Annotated in this window: 18 protein-coding genes; 16 read left to right on the top strand and 2 right to left on the bottom strand. The window is 71.3% G+C overall.

The features are described from left to right. Positions 1-134: 134 nt before the first annotated feature. Together AB0H93_RS42425 and AB0H93_RS42420 are read right to left on the bottom strand one after the other, a co-directional pair. A complete protein-coding gene (locus AB0H93_RS42425) occupies positions 135-1,643 on the bottom strand; it encodes a sodium:solute symporter (protein WP_358582182.1) in 1,509 nt (502 codons plus the stop codon). Further along, positions 1,625-2,818 (bottom strand): anhydro-N-acetylmuramic acid kinase, encoded by a 1,194-nt coding sequence (locus tag AB0H93_RS42420; protein ID WP_358582180.1) that lies wholly within the window; start codon positions 2,816-2,818, stop codon positions 1,625-1,627. Before AB0H93_RS42420 ends, AB0H93_RS42425 begins: the two co-directional genes overlap by 19 nt. 114 nt (positions 2,819-2,932) lie before the next feature. Here AB0H93_RS42420 and ftsY point away from each other — a divergent pair, with 114 nt between their 5' ends. The 16 genes from ftsY (at position 2,933) to rplS (ending at position 18,789) form a co-directional block, all read left to right on the top strand. Then, positions 2,933-4,354 carry a signal recognition particle-docking protein FtsY gene (gene ftsY / locus AB0H93_RS42415; protein ID WP_358582177.1) on the top strand — a complete coding sequence of 474 codons (1,422 nt, stop codon included), beginning with the start codon at positions 2,933-2,935 and terminating at the stop codon, positions 4,352-4,354. A 135-nt stretch (positions 4,355-4,489) separates the two neighbouring features. Next, entirely contained in the window at positions 4,490-5,179 is a 690-nt protein-coding gene (locus tag AB0H93_RS42410; protein WP_358582175.1) for a FadR/GntR family transcriptional regulator, read from the top strand. Next, the gene (locus AB0H93_RS42405; protein WP_358582173.1) at positions 5,176-6,396 is read left to right on the top strand and encodes an MFS transporter; all 1,221 of its coding nucleotides are present in this window, start codon (positions 5,176-5,178) and stop codon (positions 6,394-6,396) included. The genes AB0H93_RS42410 and AB0H93_RS42405 overlap by 4 nt, the downstream gene beginning before the upstream one ends. A gap of 121 nt (positions 6,397-6,517) precedes the next feature. After that, a complete protein-coding gene (locus AB0H93_RS42400; RefSeq protein ID WP_358582171.1) occupies positions 6,518-7,858 on the top strand; it encodes an ammonium transporter in 1,341 nt (446 codons plus the stop codon). After that, positions 7,855-8,193: a P-II family nitrogen regulator gene (locus AB0H93_RS42395; protein WP_132484864.1), complete on the top strand. Its 339-nt coding sequence runs from the start codon at positions 7,855-7,857 to the stop codon at positions 8,191-8,193. The genes AB0H93_RS42400 and AB0H93_RS42395 overlap by 4 nt, the downstream gene beginning before the upstream one ends. A 474-nt stretch (positions 8,194-8,667) precedes the next feature. After that, positions 8,668-9,252, top strand: coding sequence for an AAA family ATPase (locus tag AB0H93_RS42390; RefSeq protein ID WP_358582168.1), 585 nt, complete (start codon positions 8,668-8,670; stop codon positions 9,250-9,252). Between the two features lie 304 nt (positions 9,253-9,556). After that, on the top strand, positions 9,557-11,299 hold the full coding sequence (locus AB0H93_RS42385; RefSeq protein WP_358582165.1) for a DEAD/DEAH box helicase: 1,743 nt from the start codon (positions 9,557-9,559) through the stop codon (positions 11,297-11,299). Positions 11,300-11,529: 230 nt separating this feature from the next. Beyond that, positions 11,530-13,074: a signal recognition particle protein gene (ffh, locus tag AB0H93_RS42380; RefSeq protein WP_358582163.1), complete on the top strand. Its 1,545-nt coding sequence runs from the start codon at positions 11,530-11,532 to the stop codon at positions 13,072-13,074. After that, positions 13,071-14,144 (top strand): amidohydrolase family protein, encoded by a 1,074-nt coding sequence (locus AB0H93_RS42375; protein WP_358582161.1) that lies wholly within the window; start codon positions 13,071-13,073, stop codon positions 14,142-14,144. Before ffh ends, AB0H93_RS42375 begins: the two co-directional genes overlap by 4 nt. A 118-nt stretch (positions 14,145-14,262) precedes the next feature. Beyond that, entirely contained in the window at positions 14,263-15,084 is an 822-nt protein-coding gene (locus AB0H93_RS42370) for a CPBP family intramembrane glutamic endopeptidase (protein WP_358582159.1), read from the top strand. A gap of 109 nt (positions 15,085-15,193) precedes the next feature. Next, positions 15,194-15,946, top strand: coding sequence for a type II CAAX endopeptidase family protein (locus AB0H93_RS42365; RefSeq protein ID WP_358582156.1), 753 nt, complete (start codon positions 15,194-15,196; stop codon positions 15,944-15,946). Positions 15,947-16,136: 190 nt separating this feature from the next. Then, on the top strand, positions 16,137-16,577 hold the full coding sequence (gene rpsP, locus AB0H93_RS42360) for a 30S ribosomal protein S16 (RefSeq protein ID WP_132484878.1): 441 nt from the start codon (positions 16,137-16,139) through the stop codon (positions 16,575-16,577). After that, positions 16,574-16,813 (top strand): RNA-binding protein, encoded by a 240-nt coding sequence (locus tag AB0H93_RS42355; protein ID WP_010305954.1) that lies wholly within the window; start codon positions 16,574-16,576, stop codon positions 16,811-16,813. Before rpsP ends, AB0H93_RS42355 begins: the two co-directional genes overlap by 4 nt. Before the next feature lie 8 nt (positions 16,814-16,821). Further along, positions 16,822-17,361 carry a ribosome maturation factor RimM gene (gene rimM / locus AB0H93_RS42350; protein WP_358582153.1) on the top strand — a complete coding sequence of 180 codons (540 nt, stop codon included), beginning with the start codon at positions 16,822-16,824 and terminating at the stop codon, positions 17,359-17,361. A 72-nt stretch (positions 17,362-17,433) separates the two neighbouring features. Next, complete coding sequence (gene trmD / locus AB0H93_RS42345; protein ID WP_358582151.1) at positions 17,434-18,237, top strand: tRNA (guanosine(37)-N1)-methyltransferase TrmD; 804 nt, start codon at positions 17,434-17,436, stop codon at positions 18,235-18,237. Positions 18,238-18,429: 192 nt separating this feature from the next. Beyond that, the gene (gene rplS / locus AB0H93_RS42340) at positions 18,430-18,789 is read left to right on the top strand and encodes a 50S ribosomal protein L19 (RefSeq protein WP_358582149.1); all 360 of its coding nucleotides are present in this window, start codon (positions 18,430-18,432) and stop codon (positions 18,787-18,789) included. Positions 18,790-18,978: the final 189 nt, after the last annotated feature.

Here is an 18,978-nt window from a genome sequence, read left to right as displayed (position 1 = left end):
CTCCCTTTTTTATCCCTTATCTTCTTTGTGTCTCTATCCCCCCCCCCATTTTCCGCCCCCGCCGGCGGCGGGCCGGCTCCCGCCCCCGCAGTTTCAATTGAAACTGCGGTCACGACAGCAAGAACCGCGCGCGGTCAGGCGTTGTCGGCCTGCTCGACGGCGGCTTCGGGCGCCGGCCGCGGGTGGCGCAGCGACAGCAGCCCGCCCACCACGAGCGTCACGACGACGCCGAGCGGCGTGTACCAGGGGAACGCGAGCGACTTCTCGCCGCCTTCGCCGTCCGGGAAGGTCACCCAGAACACGAAGAACAGCACCACCACGAGCGTCGCCACGAACGCGATCACCGCGTCCGCCTGGCGGGCCCGCTTCACCAGCAGCCCCAGCAGGAAAGCGCCCAGCAGCGCGCCGTAGGTGTAGCTGGCGATGCTCAGGCCGACCTCGACCACCGGGTTGTCGGTGCTGCTGAACATCGACGCGAACACCACGAACACCACGGCCCAGACCAGGGTCCAGCCCTTGCCCATCCGCAAGATGGTCGCGTCGTCGAGCCGGCGCTTCGAGATCCGCTGGTAGAGATCGCTCACCGTGGACGTGGACAGCGAGTTCAGCGACGACGCCAGGGTGCTCATCGCCGCGGCCAGGATGCCCGCGATCAGCAGGCCGGACAGCCCGGGCGGCAGGTCGTTGACGATGAACTGCGGGAACAACTCGTCCTTGCTGGCCATGCCCAGGTCCGCCGGCTGGGCGCCCTTGAAGAACGACCACAGCATCGTGCCGATGAACAGGAACAGCGCGAACTGCAGGAACACCACGACGCCGCTGGCGATCAGCGCCCGCTGGCTGTCCCGGAGATCCCGGCAGGCGAGCAGCCGCTGCACCATCAGCTGGTCCGCGCCGTGCGAGGCCATCGCGAACACCGCTCCGCCGATCACGGCGGTGAAGAACGCGTACTGGTCGGTGATGATCGACGAACCGAAGTCGAAGAGCTGGAACTTGCCCTCGGTGACCGCGGTCGACATCCAGTCCCCGGGCAGCCTGCCGAGCAGCACCACCGCGGCGCAGATCGCGCCGCCGACGTAGACCGCCATCTGGATCGCGTCGACCCACACCACGGCCTTGATGCCGCCGAAGTAGGTGTAGATCACCGTCATGACCGACAGGATCAGCACGATCTGCCAGTACGACATGGTCACGCCGAAGGCCGCCAGCATCACCTTCACCGGGATCGCGGTGGCGAACAGCCGCAGGCCGTCGGCCAGCAGCCGGGTCACCAGGAACGTCACCGACGCGGTGCCCTGCAGGCCGGAGCCGAACCGCTGCCCCAGGAACGCGTAGGCGCTGACCAAGTTCCCGGCGTAGTACTTGGGCAGCAGCACGAACGCCACCACGATCCGGCCGATCAGGTAGCCGATCGCGAGCTGGAGGTAGGTGAAGCTGCCGAGGTAGGCCACCGTCGGCACGCTGATCACCGTCAGCGTGGACGTCTCGGTGGCGACCACCGAGAAGCACACCGCCCACCAGGGCAGCTGGCGGCTGCCGACGAAGTAGTCCTGCGAGCTGCGTTGCCGGCCGCTGAGCAGCATCCCGAGCACCGGCATAGCGATCAGGTACAACCCGATCACGACTAGGTCGAGAGATCGCATAGCGCCTCCTGTGCGGTGTGGCCGGGCTGCATTCGCAGCCGCTTCGGCTGCTCGATGGCGGGCTCGGGCAGCCGGAGCGGGCCGGCTCCCGGGGTGATGCTGCCCAACAAGCGGGGCCCGTTGGCTCCGGTGGTGCCCGGCGCGTTGCCGCTGACGCCGTGCCAGGTGAGGAATCCGAGCAGCGCTGTCAGGTACGCCTCCTTGCCGTCCGCGGGCATGCCGAGGTCGTCGCTGACGACCAGCGGCGCGTCCAGCAGGCGGCGCAGGGCGGCGAGCAGGACAGGATTGCGCACCCCGCCGCCGGACGCAACGACCTTCGCCGCCTGCTCGTTGCGGCAGGCGTCGGCGATGGTGCGCGCGGTGAGCTCGGTCAGCGTCGCCAGCAGGTCGCCGTCGCCGACCTCGGCGGGCAGCTTGTCCAGCGCCCGGGCCAGGTAGTCGGCGTTGAAGTGCTCCTTGCCGGTGGATTTCGGCGCCGGCCGCTGGTAGTAGCCGTCGGCGAGCAGCACTTCGAGCAGTTCGGGGTGGACGGTGCCGGTCGCGGCGATGCTCCCGTCGGTGTCCTGCGGCGTGCCGGTGATCCGGCCCGCCGCGAGGTCGATCAGCGCGTTCCCGGGGCCGGTGTCGTAGGCCAGCGGCCGCCGCCCGCCGACCACGGTGATGTTGGCGATGCCGCCGATGTTCAGCGCGACGGTCGTGCCGGGCTCGTCGGCCAGCCACAGCGCGTCGAACACGCCCGCCAGCGGGGCGCCCTGACCGCCGGCGGCGACGTCGCGGGCCCGCAGGTCGGACACCACCGGCAGGCCGGTGGCCTCGGCGATCCACGCGGGCTGCCCGATCTGCAGGGTGCCGCGCGCCCGCCCGCTGCCCTGGACCCAGTGGTAGATCGTCTGCCCGAGCGACGCCACGAGGTCGGCGCGGCCACCCGCGAGCTCGACTCCAAGCCGGGCCGCGGCCGCGAACTGCTGCCCGACGTAGGTGTCGAGCCGGCACAGGTCTTCGGCGCTGCAACCGGCCGGCGGGAGCACGCCGCGCAGCTTCTCGTGCAGCGCGTCCGGGTAGGGGAGCACGGTGGCGCCCAGCGGGCGGAGCTGCACGGTGTCGCCGTCCAGCCGCAGCTCGGCCACGGCCACGTCGACGCCGTCCATCGACGTGCCGGAGAGCAGACCGATCACGCGCCACCAACCCACATGTGTGGTCTATTGCACAGCGCATGGTAAATGCAAGCGTCTCGCGCTCATTGTTGGTGATTTGCTCACTTGGTGTGCCGGGCGCGTTCCGAGGCCGGTATGACCAGGTGGGAGGATGGGCGAGTGACCACCGAGAACCTGATTCTGATCATCGTCGCCGTCGTGGTGGTGCTGGCGGTCGCCGTGGTCGCCGGCGTCGTGCTGAACCGCCGGCGGCGGATCAGCCTGAGCGAACGGGACGAGACCGCGGGCCAGGCCGAGTCCGTCAAGGGCGGCGGGTATCGCGCCGACAGCGGGATCAGCCTGTCCAGCGGCGGCACCACCACGGCGGCCCCGCCGGAGCATCCGGCGGGCGAGCGCACCGAGGTGGAGGGCCAGCCCGGGGTCGGCGACGACGCGGCGGTGCCCCGCGACACCGAGCGGCGCGGCATCGTGGACGTGCCCCTGCCGGACGGCGGCACGGTGACCGAGGAGCCGCCGGTCAAGGAGCCGCCGGTCGAAGCACCGGCCGAGGTTCCGGAGCAGGTGCGCGCCGAGCCGGTGCCGGAGCCGGCGCCCGCGGTGCCGGAGGAGATCGAGGAGATCGAGCCGACCTCGGGTCGGCTGGAGCGGCTGCGCGGCCGGCTCTCCCGCTCCCGGTCGACGTTCGGCCAGGGCCTGCTGGGCCTGCTCGGCGCCGGCGACCTGGACGAGGACTCCTGGGAGGAGATCGAGGACACCCTCCTGCTGGCCGACCTGGGCGCGGCGACCACCACGGAGATCACCGAGCGGCTGCGCACCGAGATCGCCGCGCGCGGCATCCGCACGCCGGACGAGGCGCGCGCGCTGCTGCGCGAGGTGCTGGTGGACGCCCTCGGCCCGGACATGGAGCGCGCGGTGCGCGCGCTGCCGCACGGCAAGCCGGCCGATGGCGGCAAGCCGGCCGTGGTGCTGGTCGTCGGCGTCAACGGCACCGGCAAGACCACGACCACCGGCAAGCTGGCGCGGGTGCTCGTCGCGGACGGCCGGACGGTCCTGCTCGGCGCGGCCGACACCTTCCGCGCCGCGGCCGTCGAGCAGCTCGCCACCTGGGGCAGCCGGGTGGGCGCCGAGGTGGTGCGCGGCAAGGAAGGCGCCGACCCGGCGAGCGTGGCGTTCGAGGCGGTCAGCCGCGGCAGCGACACGGCCGTGGACGCGGTGCTGGTCGACACGGCCGGCCGCCTGCACACCAAGACGGGCCTGATGGACGAGCTGGGCAAGGTCAAGCGCGTCGTGGAGAAGAAGGCCCAGGTCGACGAGGTCCTGCTGGTGCTGGACGCGACGACGGGCCAGAACGGCCTGACCCAGGCGCGGGTGTTCTCCGACGTGGTGGACGTGACGGGCATCGTGCTCACCAAGCTCGACGGCACGGCCAAGGGCGGCATCGTCTTCCAGGTCCAGCGGGAACTGGGTGTCCCGGTGAAGCTGGTGGGCCTCGGCGAAGGCCCGGACGACCTGGCCCCCTTCGAGCCGGGAGCCTTCGTGGACGCCCTCCTCGGCTGAGACCTCCCGAGAACAGCCCCCGCGCCCCAAGCGCGGGGGCTGTTCGTTCGTCCCCGAAACCAATTGATCTCACATCCCGGGGAAATTTGTCTGACGACTGATGTCTGGCCTATGGTTTCGCCCGGAGGTGTTGGCATGCGGGTCGTCGGGCACCGGTCCTCCGTGGACGAGGTCATCGCCGTCCTCAACGAGCAGCTCTCCGGTGGGGCCTGGGCTCCCGGTGAGCGGATTCCGACCGAGCTGGAGCTGGTCGCCGAGCTGGGGGTCAGCCGGACCGTCGTCCGGGAGGCCGTGCGGGCGCTCGTGCACCTCGGGCGGCTGGAATCCCGGCAGGGCGCCGGGACATTCGTCGTGTCCACCGCCGATCCGGCGCCGATGCTGCGGCAGTTGCGGCTCGCCGGGGTCCGGGACGTCTTCGAGGTGCAGCTCGCCTACGACGTGCAGGCCGCCCGGTTGGCCGCGATGCGTCGCGACGACAACGACATCCAGCGGCTGCGCGAGCTGCTCGACCTCCGCGACCGCGCGGACTCGCCCGAGACCTTCGCCGCCGCCGACGTCGACTTCCACGTCGCGGTCGTGGCGGCGGCGCGCAACCCGGTGCTCTCGGAGATGTACCGCTACCTCAGCGAACGCCTCCAGGAGAGCCTGGAAACGGTCCGCGCGGACGCCGCGCTGTCCGAAGGCGGTCCGGTCACCCACCGGGCGCTGCTGGAGGCCATCGTCGACGGTGACCCGGAGGCCGCCGCGGCGGCCGCGCATGCCGTGATCAAGCCGAGCCTGACGTCCCTAGGGGGCGTTCTCGACGAGAGGGGAAACGCGCAGTGAGCACCCGAGCCCAGCAGGCACCGGCGTCCCCGGTGGGCACCGCCGTGGCCGCCACCCTGGTGCTGGTCGTGCTGGTGGCGCTGGCGCTGCGGCCGCCGTTCACCGCGGTCGCGCCGCTGCTGGAGCAGATCCAGCAGGACCTGGGCGTGTCGAACACCTTCGGCGGCGTGCTGACGACGCTGCCCGTGGTGTGCCTGGGGGTGTTCGCGTTCGTCGCGCCGAAGCTCCGGCAGCGCTTCGGTGACGAGAAGGTGCTGGTCGGCTGCCTGATCGTGCTGCTGATCGGCAACTCGCTGCGTGCGCTGGGGTCGATCTGGACGCTGCTGGCCGGGACCGTCGTGGTCGGCGCCGGGATCGCGGTGGCGAACGTGGCGCTGCCGGGCCTGATCAAGCGGGACTTCCCGCACAAGGTGCCGGTGATCACGGCGGTCTACACGATGTGCCTGACGCTGGGTGGCGCGATCGCGGCGAGCGTGGTCGTGCCGCTGGGCGCCGCGCTGTCGTCCGCCTGGCGCGCCCCGCTCGGGCTCCTCGCGGTTCCCGTCCTGCTGGCCCTGGTGATCAGCATCTTCGCGCTGCGGCGCAGCTCCGGCGCGTCGCCGCAGCCGTCCAGCGGCGGCCGGTTGTGGCGGAACCCGCTTGCCTGGCAGGTCACCGTCTTCATGGGCGTGCAGTCGGCGATGGCCTACGTCACGTTCGGCTGGCTGCCGACGATGTTGCAGAGCCGGGGCATGAGTGCCGGGCTCGCCGGCCTGGCGCTGGGCATCCAGGCCGCGGTGCAGGCCGTCGGCTCGATGAGCGTGCCCGTGCTGTGCCACCGGCTCCGCGACCAGCGCCTGATCGCCGTGGTGCTGGCGGTGCTGCTCATGCTCGGCTTCACCGGGATCCTCGTCGGCCCGGCCGCCGGGCTGTGGCCGTCGGTGGTCGTGCTCGGCCTGGCGCAGGGCGCGGCGTTCGGCCTGGCGCTGACCCTGTTCGGGCTGCGCTCGCCGGACAGCGACACCACGACGGCGCTGTCCGGGATGGCGCAGGGCGGCGGGTACCTCATCGCCGCGGCCGGTCCGCTGCTGATCGGGCTGCTGCACGATGTGACCGGCGGCTGGATCGCGCCGCTGGTGCTGCTGCTGGGCTGCTCGACGATCTGGCTCTGCATGGGCCTGCTGGCCGGGCGCCCCGTCCAGGTGCCTTCGGTGATCGACGGCGAAACGCGGCGGTGACCTCACAACGCCGCTGTAACCGGCGGTGAGCCGGATTTCACGGCCGCGTAACAGCGGAACGGGCCGCCGGAAACAGGCATTCCTCAGGATGCGGGCCAACTCGGTCGCATCGGGAGGCAATGTGAATTCAGGCGACACCGCATGGGTGCTCATGAGCGCGGCGTTGGTCCTGCTCATGACCCCGGGTCTGGCGTTCTTCTACGGCGGCATGGTGCGCTCCCGCGGCGTGCTCAACATGTTGATGATGAGCCTCGGCAGCATCGGCGTGGTGGGCGTGCTGTGGGTGCTCATCGGCTACTCCACCGCGTTCGGCTCCGACATCGGCGGGGTCGGCCTGCTCGGCAACCCGGCCGAGTTCTTCGGACTGAGCTCGCTGCTGGCCGGGGACCAGGTCTCCGGCAGCATCCCGACGCTGGCGTTCGTCGGCTTCCAGGCGATGTTCGCGATCATCACCGTGGCGCTGATCTCCGGCGCGATCGCCGACCGGGCCCGCTTCGGCCCGTGGCTGCTGTTCGCCGGGTTGTGGGCCGTGGTGGTGTACTTCCCGGTCGCGCACTGGGTGTTCGCCTTCGACACCGAGGACGACGCGGGCAACGTGACCGCCGTCGGCGGCTGGATCGCCAACCGGCTGGCCGCGATCGACTTCGCCGGCGGCACCGCGGTGCACATCAACGCGGGCGCCGCCGCGCTGGCCCTGGTGCTCGTGCTCGGCAAGCGCAAGGGCTGGCCGAAGGACCCGGGCAAGCCGCACAACCTGCCGTTCGTGGTGCTCGGCGCGGGCCTGCTGTGGTTCGGCTGGTTCGGGTTCAACGCCGGTTCGGCGCTGGCGGCCAACACCACCGCCGCGGTCACGCTGGTGAACACCCTGGTGGCGACCAGCGCCGCGATGCTCGGCTGGCTGCTCGTCGAGCGCATCCGCGACGGCCACGCGACCACGCTCGGCGCCGCGTCCGGCATCGTCGCGGGACTCGTGGCGATCACCCCGGCCTGCTCCTCGGTGACGCCGCTGGGCGCGATCGCGGTCGGTGCGATCACCGGCGCGGTGTGCGCGCTCGCGGTGAGCCTGAAGTACCGGTTCGGCTACGACGACTCGCTGGACGTCGTCGGCGTGCACCTGGTCGGCGGCCTGCTGGGCACGCTGCTGATCGGCCTGTTCGCCTCGTCGGCCGCCCCGGCCGGGGTGGACGGCCTGTTCTACGGCGGCGGGTTCGACCAGTTGTGGCGGCAGGCGGTCGGCGCGGTCGCGGTGCTCGCCTACTCCTTCGTGGTCAGCCTGGTGCTGGCGCTGCTGGTCAAGGCGGTCGTAGGGTTCCGGCTGAGCGCCGAGGACGAGGCCGTGGGCATCGACGAGACCGAGCACGCCGAGACCGCGTACCACTTCGGCGACGACCGCTCCGCGCGACGCCGGTCCGCGGCGCCTGCCGACGAGGTCGAACGCAAGCTGGAGGGCAGCCGCGCATGAAGTTGGTGACCGCGATCGTCCAACCGTCCAAGCTGGACGATCTGAAGGAGGCGCTCGGTCGGCTCGGGGTGCTGGGCATGACCGTCAGCGAGGCGCAGGGCTACGGGCGCCAGAAGGGCCACACGGAGGTCTACCGGGGCGCCGAGTACGCCGTGGACTTCATCGAGAAGCTGCGCGTCGAGGTCCTCGTCGACGACTCCGATGTGGACAAGGCCGTGGACGGGATCGTGACCGCCGCGCGCACCGGCCGGGTCGGCGACGGCAAGGTCTGGGTCACCTCGGTGGAAACCGTGGTCCGGGTGCGCACCGGGGAGACCGGGGTCGAGGCGATCTGACCCCGCTTCCCGACCGAGCCGGAGGGCGCCGCCGATCGATGGATCGGCGGCGCCCTCCGCGTTCTGCGGAGCGCGCGACCGGCTTGCCTGAGTGGATTTCGCCGGACCACTCGGTGGCGAGTGCGTAACACTACGCAGCCGTACTCAGGGGGCTTCACGGTCTCGCCGGGCCCGCTCGGACGGCAGACTCCTAAGTGCGACGCGGTGACAAGGGGGAACCGGAGGGGGCCCCGCCCGTACTGGGGGTCGGGCGGGAAACACCGGGCTTCGCGTTCGCGACGGGGGAGCCGCGTGGGTGGCCGGGGGGACACGGTCGCCCACGCGGATCGGGTGCGGTATCTCGTGGCGCCCCAGGGGGATGGTGGGGAAGGCGGTTCGTTCGGGGGGAGCGAGCCGCCTTCCGCTTTTGTGTTCGGTGGCGTTGCGCACTCGGCCCGTCCGCCAAGATCGATCACGCGTAACCTGGACGCCGTCGTGGACATATCGGACGTACTCCCCTCGGCCACCAGCCCGCCGCCGACGGTGCGCATCGGGCGGCGTTCGCTCGTCGTCTTGGCCGGCCTGCCGGGCGCGGGCAAGAGCACGGTGCTCGGAAAGCTCCGCGGTGGCGCGGACATCTCGACGCTGGACTCCGACCAGGTTCGCGCCGTCCTGCGCAAGGTCCTGCCGAGCCGCCTGCCCTACCGCTACTACCGCCCGCTGGTGCACCTGGTGCACCGCAGCCGCATCGCCTGGCGGTGCGCGCGCGCGTCCGGGCCGGTCGTCGCGCACGAGCCAGCGACCCGCGCCACCACCCGCGCGTTGCTGCTGACCTTCGCCTGGTTCACCGGACGGCAGCGGGTGCTGGTGTGGCTGCACGTGGACCCGCGCGAGGCGCTGGCCGGGCAGCGGGCGCGCGGCCGGCTGATCCGGCCCGGATCGTTCCTCCGGCACGTGCACCGGGCCGACCGGATGCACCAGCAGCTGCGCGACGGCGCGACCCCGCGGGGCTGGCACCGGGTGCACCTGTTCACCCGGAACCAGGTCGCCGACGGCCTCCGGCTGGACGTCGTAGCGTGACGTGCGTCCCGTTGTGCCGGGCCACCGCCCCGCTCCCCGATGACGATCGCTAGGCTGGATGTTCGGCGCAGCGGCAGGATGCCGCGGCGCCAGGCTGAGAATGATCGAGCTGCGGGTGACTGGCAACAGGGTGTGCGTCCAGCTGAGCGCGCGGTTCGAAATGCGCAAGCGGCGCCCCGCGGCGATCTAGGGCTTCCGAGCCGACGCCTCGCCGATCACCCCGGACCCCGGGCGGGTAGTTGCAGGGCCGTTTCCGCAGACCATCAGCCCCCTGCCGAGTCCACCGAGGAGATCCGCTTCCAGCATGTCGACATTCGACGAACTTGACCTTGACCCGCGCGTCCGCCAGACGCTCACCGAGATCGGCTACGAGACCCCGTCGCCGATCCAGGAGAAGACCATCCCGCTGCTGCTGGAGGGTCGCGACGTGCTGGGCCTGGCCCAGACCGGCACCGGCAAGACCGCCGCTTTCGCCCTGCCGATCCTGTCCCGCCTCGACCTCGACGCCACCGGCCCGCAGGCCCTGGTGCTCGCGCCCACCCGCGAGCTGGCGATCCAGGTCTCCGAGGCGTTCCAGCGCTACGCCGCGCACATCCCCGGCTTCCACGTGCTGCCGATCTACGGCGGCACCAGCTACGGCCCGCAGCTCGCCGGCCTGCGCCGCGGCGCGCACGTCGTCGTCGGCACCCCCGGCCGGTTGATCGACCACCTGGAGAAGGGCTCGCTCGACCTGACCGGGCTCAAGAACCTGGTGCTCGACGAGGCCGACGAGATGCTGCGGATGGGCTTCATCGAGGACGTGGAGAAGATCCTGCAGTCCGTGCCGGCCAGCCGGCAGGTGGCGCTGTTCTCCGCGACCATGCCCGGCGCGATCCGCAAGATCAGCCAGAACTACCTCAACGAGCCGGTCGAGATCTCGGTCAAGACCAAGACCAGCACCGCGACCAACATCAACCAGCGGCACGTCCCGGTGCGCGCGGCGAGCAAGCTGGACGCGCTGACCCGGATCCTCGAGGTCGAGTCGTTCGACGCGATGATCGTGTTCGTCCGCACCAAGCAGCTGACCGAGGAGCTCGCCGAGAAGCTGCAGGCCCGCGGCTTCAGCGCGGCGGCGATCAACGGCGACATCGCGCAGGCGCAGCGCGAGCGCACCATCGGCCACCTCCGGGACGGCAAGATCGACATCCTGGTGGCCACCGACGTCGCCGCCCGCGGCCTCGACGTCGAGCGCATCTCGCACGTGCTCAACTACGACATCCCGCACGACACCGAGTCCTACGTGCACCGCGTCGGCCGCACCGGCCGGGCCGGGCGCAGCGGGGAGGCGATCCTGTTCGTCTCGCCGCGCGAGCGGCACCTGCTGCGGTCGATCGAGCGGGCCACCCGCCAGCAGATCCAGCAGATGGAGCTGCCCACCATCGACGCGGTCAACGACCGCCGGCTGGCCAAGTTCGCGCAGAGCATCAGCGACACCCTCGCCAAGGGCGGCCTGGAGGTCTTCCAGGAGCTGGTGGCGGAGTACGAGCGGACCCACGACGTGCCGGCCGTGGAGATCGCCGCCGCGCTGGCCGCCATGGCCCAGGGCGACCGGCCGCTGCTGCTGGACCCGGAGCCAGTCGAGCCGCCAGCCCGCCGCGACGGCTCGTCGTTCCACCCGGCCAACTCGGACACCGAGACCTACCGGGTCGAGGTCGGCCGCCGCAACCGGGTCACCCCGCGGGCCCTGGTCGGGGCGCTGGCCAACGAGGGCGGCCTGCCCAGCAAGCACATCGGGCACATCGACATCCGCAACGAGCACACCCTGATCGAACTGCCCGCCGACCTGCCGGACGAGCTGCTCAGCAAGCTGCGCAACACCCAGGTGGCCGGGCGGGGCCTGCGGATCAGCCGCGCCGACGGCGAGTTCATCAACCGCCGCCCGCGCCGCCCCGGCCGGGACGGTGCCCGGGACCGCGACCGCGACAAGCCGCGCCCGCACCGCAAGGGCCAGCGTTCGCCGCAGCCCCGCGCGACGGGCAAGCGCCGCGAGGACTACTCGCACAGCTGAGCGGAAGGGTGGCCGGTTTCCCGGGAAACCGGCCACCCCACCGGGTGACGGCGCCGCCGGGTTCGTGGCCCTCGATCACGCTGGGTTCCCGCACCTGGCGGCAGGTCACCCGGTGGCCGCGCCATTTCTCGTGAAATTGCGCTTCCTAGCCCACGCCGGGCCGGTGACCCGGCCGGTTACCCTCGCATAGGTACCCAGGTACATCCCTCGACTCTGGAGCCCGTGAACCCGTGTTCGACACTCTCTCCGACCGGCTCACCTCGGTCCTGACGAACCTGCGCGGCAAGGGGCGGCTGTCCGACGCGGACATCGACGCCACCGCGCGGGAGATCCGCATCGCCCTGCTCGAAGCCGACGTGGCGCTTCCCGTGGTGCGCAACTTCATCAAGGGTGTCAAGGAGCGCGCCAAGGGTGCCGAGGTCTCGCAGGCGCTGAACCCGGCCCAGCAGGTCATCAAGATCGTCAACGAGGAGCTCGTCACCGTCCTCGGCGGCGAGACCCGGCGGCTGGAGTTCGCGAAGACGCCGCCGACCGTGATCATGCTGGCCGGTCTGCAGGGTTCCGGTAAGACGACGCTGGCGGGCAAGCTCGCCAAGTGGCTCGCCGGGCAGGGCCACACGCCGCTGCTGGTGGCCTGCGACCTGCAGCGCCCGAACGCGGTGAACCAGCTGCAGGTGGTCGGGGAGCGCGCCGGGGTGCCGGTGTACGCGCCGGAGCCCGGCAACGGCGTCGGCGACCCGGTCGAGGTGTCCCGCCGCAGCATCGACGAGGCCCGCCGGGCGCAGCACGACATCGTCATCGTCGACACCGCCGGCCGGCTGGGCATCGACGAAGAGATGATGAAGCAGGCCGCCGACATCCGGGACGCGATCACCCCGGACGAGACCCTGTTCGTGCTGGACGCGATGATCGGCCAGGACGCGGTGAACACCGCGCAGGCCTTCCGCGACGGCGTCGGGTTCTCCGGCGTGGTGCTGACCAAGCTCGACGGCGACGCCCGCGGTGGTGCCGCGCTGTCGGTCCGCGAGGTCACCGGCCAGCCGATCATGTTCGCCTCCAGCGGCGAGAAGCTGGAGGACTTCGACGTCTTCCACCCGGACCGGATGGCCAACCGGATCCTGGGCATGGGCGACCTGCTCACCCTCATCGAGCAGGCCGAGCAGGCATTCGACCAGGAGCAGGCCGAGCAGGCCGCGGCGAAGCTCGGCACCGGGCAGCTGACCCTGGAGGACTTCCTGGAGCAGATGCAGGCGGTCCGCCGGATGGGTCCGCTGCAGAACCTGCTGGGCATGCTGCCGGGCGCGGGCCAGATGAAGGAACAGCTGGCCAACTTCGACGAGAAGAGCCTGGACCGCATCCAGGCGATCATCCGCGGCATGACGCCCGCCGAGCGGGCCGACCCGAAGATCATCAACGCGTCCCGCCGCCAGCGCATCGCGCGCGGCTCCGGCGTGGCCATCAGCGAGATCAACGACCTGGTCAACCGGTTCTTCGAAGCCCGCAAGATGATGCAGCAGATGGCGGGCGGCTTCGGCTTCGGCGGTGGCGGGGGCAGCAAGAACCGCAAGGGCAAGAAGGGGAAGAAGGGCAAGAAGGGGCGCGGCCCGACGCAGCCCAAGGGCATGCGCGGCCTGCCCGGTGGTTTCCCCGGCCTGCCGCCGGGCGGCATGGGCATGCCGGGCGCGGGCCCGGACCTGTCCAAGCTGGAGGGCGGCATGAACGACCTGCCCGCCGGTTTCGACCCGTCGAAGCTGAACTTCGGCAAGAAGAAGTGACCGCCCTGCACCTGCGCGCCGTCGTGCTGCCCGACGGCGCGCAGCGGGAGCTGTGGGTGCAGGACGGCCGGATCAGCCTGGACCCGGTGCCCGGCGCCGAGACCGTGTTCGACGGCGGCTTCGTGCTGCCCGGCCTGGTCGACGCGCACTGCCACGTCGGCATCGGCCCCCAAGGGCCGGTGGAGCTCGACGAGGCCGAGGCGCAGGCGGAGGCCGACCGCGACGCCGGAACGCTGCTGATCCGCGACTGCGGCGCGCCGGTCGACACCCGGCCGCTGCAGGAACGCGAGGACCTGCCCAGGATCATCCGGGCCGGGAAGCACCTGGCGCGCCCCAAGCGCTACATCCCGTACCTGGCCGATCAGCTGGAGCACGAGGAGCAGCTGCCCGCGGCGGTCGCCGAGCAGGTCGCTTACGGCGACGGGTGGATCAAGCTCGTCGGCGACTGGATCGACCGGTCGGTGGGCGACCTCGCGCCGCTGTGGAGCGACGAGGTGCTGGCCGAGGCGATCTCGACGGCGCACCGGCTGGGCGCGCGGGTCACCGCGCACGTGTTCGGCGAGGACGCGCTGCCCGGCCTGATCAACGCCGGGATCGACTGCATCGAGCACGGCACCGGGCTCACCGACGACACGATCGAACTGATGGCCCGCAACGGCACGGCGCTCGTCCCGACGCTGATCAACATCGAGAACTTCCCGTCGTTCGCGTCGGCCGCGACCAAGTACCCGGCCTACGCGGCGCACATGACCGACCTCTACGCGCGGGCCGACCGGACGGTCGCGAAGGCGATCGAGGCGGGCATCCCGCTGTACGCGGGAACCGACGCCGGCGGCGGCATCGCGCACGGCCTGCTGGCCGACGAGGTGCGCGCGCTGCACCGGGTCGGGATGTCCACCGAGCAGGCGCTCGGCGCGGCGTCGTGGGCCGCGCGCGAGTGGCTGGGCTGGTCCGGGCTGCAGCACGGTGCCGCGGCCGACCTGGTCTGCTACGACGCGGACCCGCGCAAGGACCTGTCGGTCCTGGACCACCCGACGCGGATCGTCCTGCGCGGCAACGTCGTCGGCTGATTCCCCGCCGCGGCTCCCCGGTGTGATCTTCCTCGCGCGAAGCCGCAGGTCGTGGCGCCGGAGACGGCGTGCGCTCCTGGTGGATGCTTAGGGTGAGCCCGGCAGAGGGGAGCGCAGCGTGGGGGAACAGCCCGAGCGGGAGCCGCCGGAGTTCCCGAAGCACCCCGGGGAACCGATGCGCCCGGTGGAGGACACCACCGACGCCGACCTGCACCCCCGCTTCTGGGAGGCGCAGCTGGAGGCGGCGCGCCGCGGCTCGCTGGCGTGGGGGTTCGCGGCGTTCTTCATCGGCTACGGCGGCTACTACCTGACCGTGCTGATCCTCAACGCCGCCAGGCAGTCCCCGGCCGGCGGGTTCGATCCGACGACGCCGCCCAACACCGGCCCGCTGCTGTTGCTGGCCTTCGCCCCGAACATCCTGCTCGGCCTGGTGCCCGCGGTGTTCTCCTGGTGGCGCGGCAGGGGACTGCGCTCGGATTTCGGCATCCTGCCGAAGCGCCGCGACTTCAAGGTGGGCCTGGCCTGCGGGGGCATCGCGCTGTTCGGCTCCTGGGCGCTGACGCTGGTGATCATCGCCATCTCCGGCCCGCCCCCGGAAACCGACCTCGCGCGGCTGATGCAGGGCGAGCGGACCGTCTGGCTGTTCGTGTTCGCGCTGTTCGCCTTCCTCGGCGCGCCGCTGACCGAGGAACTGCTGATGCGCGGCGCGCTCTGGGGCGCTCTGGAGCACTACCGCATCCCGCGATACGCGATCCTGGTGCTGACGGCCTTGATCTTCGCGCTGATTCACCAGGAGGTGTGGCGCACGCCGGTGTTGTTCTTCGGCGGCCTCGCGATCGGCGCGGCGCGGATGATCACCGGCCGGGTGGCTGCGAGCATGATCGCGCACGCGACGAACAACTTCCTGCCCGCACTGCTGCTGTTCGCCATCGCCGGATGAATATCGCTGCCGTTCGCCGCACCGCCGGGGGTAACCTGGCGGCTTCGCCGGCGTCCGCACGCCGACACGGCCAGGAAAATGGCCGCCGACCGGCACCACGGAGGCGCCCATGAACACCCCGAACCAGTCGGATCCCGCCGCGAACGCGCCGCTCGAGCCCGCCGGGCCCGAGGCCGCACCGACCCGGACCCACCGCTGGGGGCTCGGCGCGTTCTTCTTCGCGCAGGCGATCTTCGTGCTGGTCTCGGCGACGCTCGCGGCCGCGCTGGGCAGCCCGGACGGCATGGCGCTGGTCCTGATGCTGGTGCTGCCGACCGTGCTCGCCGGGGCGGTGGCCGTCCTGATCACCGTCGTGCGCGGCAACGGCCCGCGACTGGACTTCGGCCTCGAATGGCGCTGGTCGGACGTCACCACTGGGCTGGCCATCGGCGGCATCGGTCTGGTCACGACGACCGTCGCCACGATGCTGTGGGCGCAGTGGATGGGGCCGGACGCGCAGTCCACGGTGAGCAGCCTGCTCGACGGGGTGCAGCTGCCCCCGGCGCTGGCGGTGGTGATCTTCCTGCACGTCTGGCTGGTCGCACCGCTGTGCGAGGAGCTGCTCTACCGCGGGCTGCTCTGGGGCGCGATGGAACGGCTGCGGTGGAGCCAGCTGAACGTGTTCGTGCTCAGCACGGCCGTCTTCGCCATCGGCCACCTGGAGCCGGAGCGCACCGCGTTGCTGCTGGTCATCGCGATCCCGATCGGCGTCGCCCGGATGGTCACCGGGAGGCTGACGGCGAGCGTCGTCGCGCACCAGGTGAACAACTTCCTGCCCGCGCTCGGCCTCCTGCTGCTCTCGCTGGGTCTGCTCCCGGCCTAGCGCGACGGCCGCCGGACGGGTCCGGGGTCATGGCGGCTGCGGTATCTGGCACAATGGGATGCTGTTCGCCGCGAGGGGTCCCTCTCACCGCTTGTGGCCGCTTTTGACTAAGAGCATTCCACTCCGCTGCCCCACGCGGCTTGGCATGCTCACCGGAGCACCAACGAGAGTCTGAGGAGCACCAGCACCCGTGGCTGTGAAGATCAAGCTCGCGCGGATCGGCAAGATCCGCGAGCCGCACTACCGCATCGTCGTCGCCGACGCACGCACCCGCCGCAACGGCCGGGCCATCGAGACGATCGGGCAGTACCACCCGAAGCAGAACCCGAGCGGCATCATCGTCAACTCGGAGCGGGTGCAGTACTGGCTGGGTGTCGGCGCGCAGCCGACCGAGCCGGTGCAGAACATCCTGGAGATCACCGGCGACTGGCAGAAGTTCAAGGGCCTGCCGGGCGCCGAGGGTCGGCTGAAGGTCGCCGAGCCGAAGCCGAGCAAGCAGGAGCTGTTCGAGGCCGCACTGGCCGCCGCCGGCGAGGAGCCCACCACCGAGGCCACCACCCCGAAGAAGAAGGGTGCGAAGAAGGCCGAGGACAAGGCTGAAGAGCAGAAGTCCGAGGAAGGTCAGGCGTGACGGTCCTCGCGGACGCGCTTGAACACCTGGTGCGCGGCATCGTCGACAACCCCGACGATGTCCGCGTCCAGCTGCTCACGACCCGACGCGGTCGCACCCTCGAGGTGCACGTGAACCCGGATGACCTGGGCAAGGTCATCGGTCGCGGTGGTCGCACCGCGACCGCGCTGCGGACCGTGATGTCCGGCATCGGCGGCCGCGGCATCCGGGTCGACGTGGTCGACACCGACCGCTGAGCACGAACATGAGCGAGCCCGAGCTGCAAACCCTGGCCGTCGGCCGCATCGTCCGGCCGCACGGCGTGCGGGGGGAGCTTGTCGTCGAGGTGCTCACCGACAGCCCGGAGCTGCGCTTCGCTCCCGGCTCGGTGCTCGGGATGCAGCGTCGCGGGGTGGTCCGCGCGCAGAACCTGACGGTGACAGCCGCCCGGCAGCACGCCGGGCGGCTGCTCGTGCGTGCGGAGGGCGTCGATGGCCGTGATGCCGCCGAGGACCTGCGCGGCGTGCTGCTGACCGTCACCTCCGACGTCCTCGAACCGACCGACGACCCGGACGAGTTCCACGACCACGAGCTGATCGGCCTGCGGGTCGAGCGGGTCTCCGGCGAAGAGGTGGGCGAGGTGCGGGAAGTCCTGCACACGCCGGCCGGTGAGCTGCTGTCCGTGCGCACCGCCGACGGCCGCGAGGTCCTGGTGCCGTTCGTCGCCGAGATCGTCCCCGAGGTCGATCTCGCCGCCGGTCGCCTCGTCGTGGATCCGCCGGAGGGCCTGCTCGAAGCCGAGTGACGCCGGACCGGCAACAGCAAGATCAAACCGCCCCCGCCGCCGGAGCGGGGGTTTTCCTTTTCCGAGGGCCACATGCGCATCGACGTCATCACGATCTTCCCCGACTACCTGGCGCCGCTGCGGGAAGCGCTGCTCGGCAAGGCCATCGAGCGCGAGCGGATCGCGGTCGGCGTGCACGACCTGCGGGACTGGACGCACGACGTGCACCGGGCGGTCGACGACAGCCCCTACGGCGGCGGCCCCGGCATGGTGATGAAGCCGGACGTCTGGGGCGAGGCGCTGGACGGCGTTTGCGGCGCCGCTGCCGACTCCACAGCCCCGGTGCCCCGGCTGATCGTGCCGACCCCGGCCGGGCGGCCGTTCGACCAGCGCACCGCGATCCGCTGGTCCGCCGAGCCGTGGCTGGTGTTCGCCTGCGGCCGCTACGAGGGAATCGACCAGCGGGTGATCGACGACGCCGCCACCCGGATGCCGGTGGAGGAGGTTTCCATCGGCGACTACGTGCTGGTCGGCGGCGAGGTCGCCGCGCTGGTCATGATCGAGGCGGTGGCCCGCCTGCTGCCCGGCGTGCTGGGCAACCCGCTGTCGGCCGAGCAGGACTCCTTCTCCGACGGGCTGCTGGAAGGCCCCTGCTACACCCGCCCCGAAGTGTGGCGCGGGCACGCGGTGCCGGACGTGCTGCGCTCCGGCAACCACGCCGCGATCGACCGCTGGCGCCGCGATCAGGCGCTGGCCAGGACCTACCTGCGGCGCCCTGATCTGATGGCCGAGCTGCCGGAGGGGACCCTGAACGCGGCCGACCGAGCGCAACTCGATAAACTGCGGGAGTCGGAGCATTCCGACGAGTCCCGGGATGCCGGAGACGCGCAGCGCTGACCCCGCGTCGGCGGGGGCGGTTCAGACGCCGAAATGCGGATCTGGCACACTGGAACGGTTGATGCAGCCGAATGACGAGTTCGGCGAGCTCACATGCAAGTTCACCCCGTGTCAGGCGGTGCCCACCAGTAGGTCGGGTCATCGACGTTGGAGAACACGGGTGCCTTCGACACGGATGAGGACGGACCACCGATGAACACCCTGGACGCGCTGGACGCCCAGTCGTTGCGTTCCGACATTCCGGCCTTCCGGCCTGGCGACACGCTGAAGGTCCACGTCCGCGTCATCGAGGGTTCGCGCGAGCGGATCCAGGTCTTCCAGGGCGTGGTCATCCGCCGCCAGGGCGATGGCATCCGGGAGACCTTCACCGTGCGCAAGATTTCCTTCGGTGTCGGTGTGGAGCGGACGTTCCCGGTGCACACCCCGAACATCGCGCAGATCGAGGTCGCGGCGCGCGGTGACGTTCGGCGGGCGAAGCTGTACTACCTGCGCGAGCTGCGCGGCAAGAAGGCGAAGATCAAGGAGAAGCGCGAGACCGCGCCGGCTTCCTGATCGACAGCCACTCGGAACCACGACAACGGCCCAGGTGCACGCGCCTGGGCCGTTTCGCGTGTCCGGGCGCGCTCGTTTTGCCCGGTGGCCGGGGGAACCGGATGTTCCACCTTTGAGTGATCGCCGGGGGTGCTGTGCCCCACCGCGGTGCCGACGCGAATCGGATGTACCGGAAAAGAGCACGTCACA

Source organism: Saccharopolyspora sp. NPDC050642, from assembly GCF_040654735.1.
GTDB classification, from domain to species: Bacteria; Actinomycetota; Actinomycetes; order Mycobacteriales; family Pseudonocardiaceae; genus Saccharopolyspora; species Saccharopolyspora elongata.
This window is presented reverse-complemented; position numbering and strand designations above follow the sequence as displayed.